Origin of the sequence: Gemmatimonas sp. (assembly GCF_044376735.1) — a bacterium.
GTDB lineage: Bacteria > Gemmatimonadota > Gemmatimonadetes > Gemmatimonadales > Gemmatimonadaceae > Gemmatimonas.
This window is the reverse complement of the sequence record NZ_JBILKJ010000211.1, coordinates 1-3,864: the sequence shown is the minus strand read 5'-3', so window position 1 is coordinate 3,864 and position 3,864 is coordinate 1. Positions and strand designations below refer to the sequence as shown.

The 3,864-nt window shown below is 70.1% G+C and carries 3 protein-coding genes; all 3 read left to right on the top strand.

Features of this window, described 5'->3' with window-relative positions; genetic code table 11:
* Nucleotides 1-1,008: DUF885 domain-containing protein (locus tag ACIRA7_RS15555; RefSeq protein ID WP_396221752.1), on the top strand; the 1,008-nt coding region annotated here is incomplete at its 5' end.
* Nucleotides 1,009-1,124: 116 nt separating this feature from the next.
* Nucleotides 1,125-3,383 carry a DPP IV N-terminal domain-containing protein gene (locus ACIRA7_RS15550; protein ID WP_396221751.1) on the top strand — a complete coding sequence of 753 codons (2,259 nt, stop codon included), beginning with the start codon at nt 1,125-1,127 and terminating at the stop codon, nt 3,381-3,383.
* An 18-nt stretch (nt 3,384-3,401) separates the two neighbouring features.
* Nucleotides 3,402-3,864 (top strand): hypothetical protein (locus tag ACIRA7_RS15545; protein ID WP_396221750.1); only part of this gene is annotated, 463 nt, incomplete at its 3' end.

The window sequence follows — 3,864 nt, the reverse complement described above, 5'->3', positions numbered from 1 at the left end:
CCCGGGGGAGAGGCCCACTATCGTCGGCTGGTGCGCGCCTCGCTCACCTTCGACCGGACCCCCGAGCAGATCCACGAGCTGGGGCTCCGTGAGATCGCGCGCATCACCGCCGAACTGGACTCCATCCGTCAGACGCTCGGGAATGCGGGAGGGGAGGCGGCGGAGCATACGCGCACGCAGGAGGCGTTTCATCGGTACCTGCGCACGGCCCCGCGCTTCGTGCCCGCCTCCCCCGACGTGATGCGCGACAAGATGCTGGGGCATCTGGCCACTCTGCGCCCCCGGTTGGGTGAGCAGTTCGCCGACTTGGCCCGCGCCCCGTACGACGTGCGCCGGCTGGACCCGGCGCTGGAGGCGGGGATGACCTACGGCTACTACCGCCAGCCATCGGCCGCCGACTCGACCGGGGTGTACTTCTTCAACGGCGGGCAGCTCGCGCAGAAAACCACCGTGTGGTTCGAGGGGTTGGCGTACCACGAGATCCACCCGGGGCATCACTTTCACCTGGCGCTGGTGCAGGAGGTGCTGGCGAACAAGCACCCACTGCGCCGCAACTATGCCAGCACCGCCTACACCGAGGGGTGGGGGGAATACGCGGCCGCGCTGGCCGAGCTGATGGGGGGCTATCGGGATCCGTACGACCGCTATGGGCGCCGCATCATGGAACTCTACAGCGCCGCGCGCCTGGTGCTCGATACCGGGCTCAATCTGCTCGGATGGAGCCACGAGCGCGGGCTGGCCTACCTGCGCGCCAACTCGGTGATCTCCGACGCCGAAGTGGCGTCGGAGGTGTTGCGCTACTGCTGCGACATTCCCGGCCAGGCGCTGGGCTACCGCATGGGCATGCTGACGTTCCAGCGCCTGCGGACGCGCGCCGAGCAGGCGTTGGGGCCGCGCTTCGACCCGCGCGCCTTCCACCGGGTAATCCTGGCCGACGGTCCGCTGCCCTTCTTCGCGCTTGAACAGCGTGTAGACGCGTGGCTGGCGCAGCAGCAGGGCGCGCGCTGATTCCCCGGGGGCCCAGCCAGCCCTCACCCTCACCACCGGTCGTGTCCGTGCCACCGTCTCCTCATCGTCCTGCAGCCCCCCGCGCGCGTACCGCCGCGGTGTTCGTTGGCGCCCTCGTGGCTGCATCATCGCTGGCCACGCCAGTGGTGGCGCAGACGGCCCCGATCAGCCCGGCGCGTCGCGCGGTCTACGACGCCTACCTCGATTTCGATCAGCTCGTTCAGGGCGGGCGGGTGGTGCCGGGGTGGATCCCGGGGGGCACGAGTCTCTGGTACGCCGACGGCGGCCCCAACGACCGGGTGCTGCAGCGCGTGGAGCTGGCCACCGGACGCACGACGCCGCTGCTGGATGCCGAGCGGCTGCGCCGCGCCCTCGTCGAACGGCTGGGCCACGAGCCCGCCGGCCGTGGGGTGCCGTTTGCCCAGGTGGCGTTCACCGCGCCGCAGCAGCTGCGCTTCGAGCTGGAGGGGGACAACTGGCAGCTGGAGCTCGCCACCTATGCGCTGACGCGGCTACCGCGCCCCACCGCGAACGAGGGCGATCGACTGGCCACCAGCGAACTGACCCGCCAGCGGCCGCAGCCCTTCTGGCAGGAGTCCTTCACCGGCGGCGGCGAAACGCGCAATCTCGAGCGCCGCTCGCCCGACGGCCGCTGGTACCTCGGCGTGCAGGGGCATGACATCGCCCTGCGCTCGGCGACCGACGGGCGCACCCTCATGCGTACCACCGACGGCACCGCCGATTCACTGTGGACCGTGGAGACGCGCCGCTGGGAACCGTGGTCCCCCAGCGGCACGCGCTTTGTGGCGCAACGCAACGATGTGCGCGGCATGCAGAAGATGCTCGGCGCGCAATGGCTCAAGATGTTCGTGGAGCCGCTGGAGACGCGGTGGACGCGGGCGGGCGGCGTGCTGCAGGTGCCCTCGCTGTATGTTCTGGATGTGGTGTGGGGGCGTCCGGTGGCGTTGCAGCTCGGGGACACCCGCGACAGCTACCTCGAGGTCATGGGGTGGCTGCCCGACGAATCGCGCGTGCTGGTGGCCAAGTACGACCGCCTGCTGCACAGCGTGGAGGTATGGGCCGCGGACCCATCCACGGGCGAGGCCCGCGTCATCATGAGCGAGCGCTCCCCCACCTTCCTCACCAATCACCACGAGGTGGTGTGGGGCGACGATTTTCCGTGGACGATCCTTCCCGACGGCACCGGGTTTCTCTGGCGCTCGGAGCGCGACGGATGGGACCACCTGTACCGCTACGACCTGAATGGCCGCGTGGTGGCGCGCCTCACGCAGGGCAGCTTTCCTGTGACCGCGGTGGTGCGCGTGGACCAGCCGCGCGGGTGGGTGTACTTCCTGGCGCAGGGTGATCCGGCGCGTCCGTACGATCGGCATCTGTATCGGGTGCCGCTCGCGGGCGGCGGCGCGGCCCAGCGCCTCACCGAGGGGTCGGGGATGCACGAGGTGACGATGTGCCCGCTGGCCGACTGCTTCGTGGACACGTGGTCGTCCCCCGCGGGTGCGCCGCGCACGGTGCTGCGGCGGGCCGACGGCACACTGGTTGCGACGCTGGGGGAGGCCAGACTCGATCGCCTGCGTCGCGTGGGGTGGACCCCGCCGCGCGAATACGTCGTGAAGGCCGCCGACGGGAGTACCGACCTGTGGGTCACCATGTACCTCCCCTTCGACTTCGACAGCACGCGCACGTATCCCGTGGTGGAGTTCCTCTACGCGGGGCCGCAGATCGCGGTGCGCCCCACCACCTTCACCGAACCCGGACCGGCGCAGTACAACCGCGCACTCGCCAATCTGGGGTTCGTAGTGGTCACGCTCGACGCGCGCGGGACCCCCGGACGATCGAAGGCGTTCCACGATGTCGTGTTCCGGAAGTGGGGCACCTTCGAGATCGCCGACCATGCGGGCGCGATTCGCCAGTTGGGGGCCCGGCTCCCCTTCATGGATCTCACTCGCGTGGGCATCTGGGGACGCTCGTGGGGCGGGCACTACGCGCTGCGCGCGCTCGCCCAGGCCCCCGACCTCTACTCGGCGGCCTCGGTGGAGGTCCCCGGCTTCGATCCCGTGGGGAACCAGCTGTACGAGACCTATCTCGGGCTGCCGCAGCAGAACGCAGCGCTGTACGACCAGGCCAACGCCATCCTGCTGGCCCCGAAGGTGCGCGGGCACCTGCGACTCATGAGCGCCCTCAGCGATGTGGCCACCTTCCCCGAGGCGATGCGCATGTCCGAGGAACTGGTGCGTCTGGGCTTCCAGCACGAGCTGTCGATCTTCGCCAATTCGGGCCATGGTCAGGTCGGCCAGACGGCCCGCTACAACGACGAGCAGCGCACGCAGTTCTTCGTGCGCCACCTGCGCCCGTGACCCTTCAATGACTCGCTCATGACTGTCGTCCGCCGCGTGCGTCGCACGCTTCCGCTCGTCGCCCTCGTGGCGACCATCACGCCCTCCTCGTCACCCGGGCAGGTGCCCGACGCCACCCATCTGGTGGCGCAGCGCACCGTCACCATCGAACGCACGGTGATGGCGGTGTGGCCGCACATCGTGGAGCCGTCGGCGTGGAAACAGGGCAACCGTCTCACGCACGTGGGGGGACCATGGGGCGCTGCCGGCGAAGTATTCGCCGCACGCCCGGCGGCCGGGGGCGCGCCGGACTACTACCTGGTAAACGCGGAACTCGTGCCCTACCGCCGTCGCACCATGAAGCTGGTGGGGACGGATGGCACGCTCATGGGGTTCGCGACCTATTCGCTCGAGGAGCACGATGGGCGCACCACGGTGCGCTACGACGTGTTCGCGGAAACGCGACTGCCGGCCGGGCTGACGCCCGGGGCGGCGGACACCG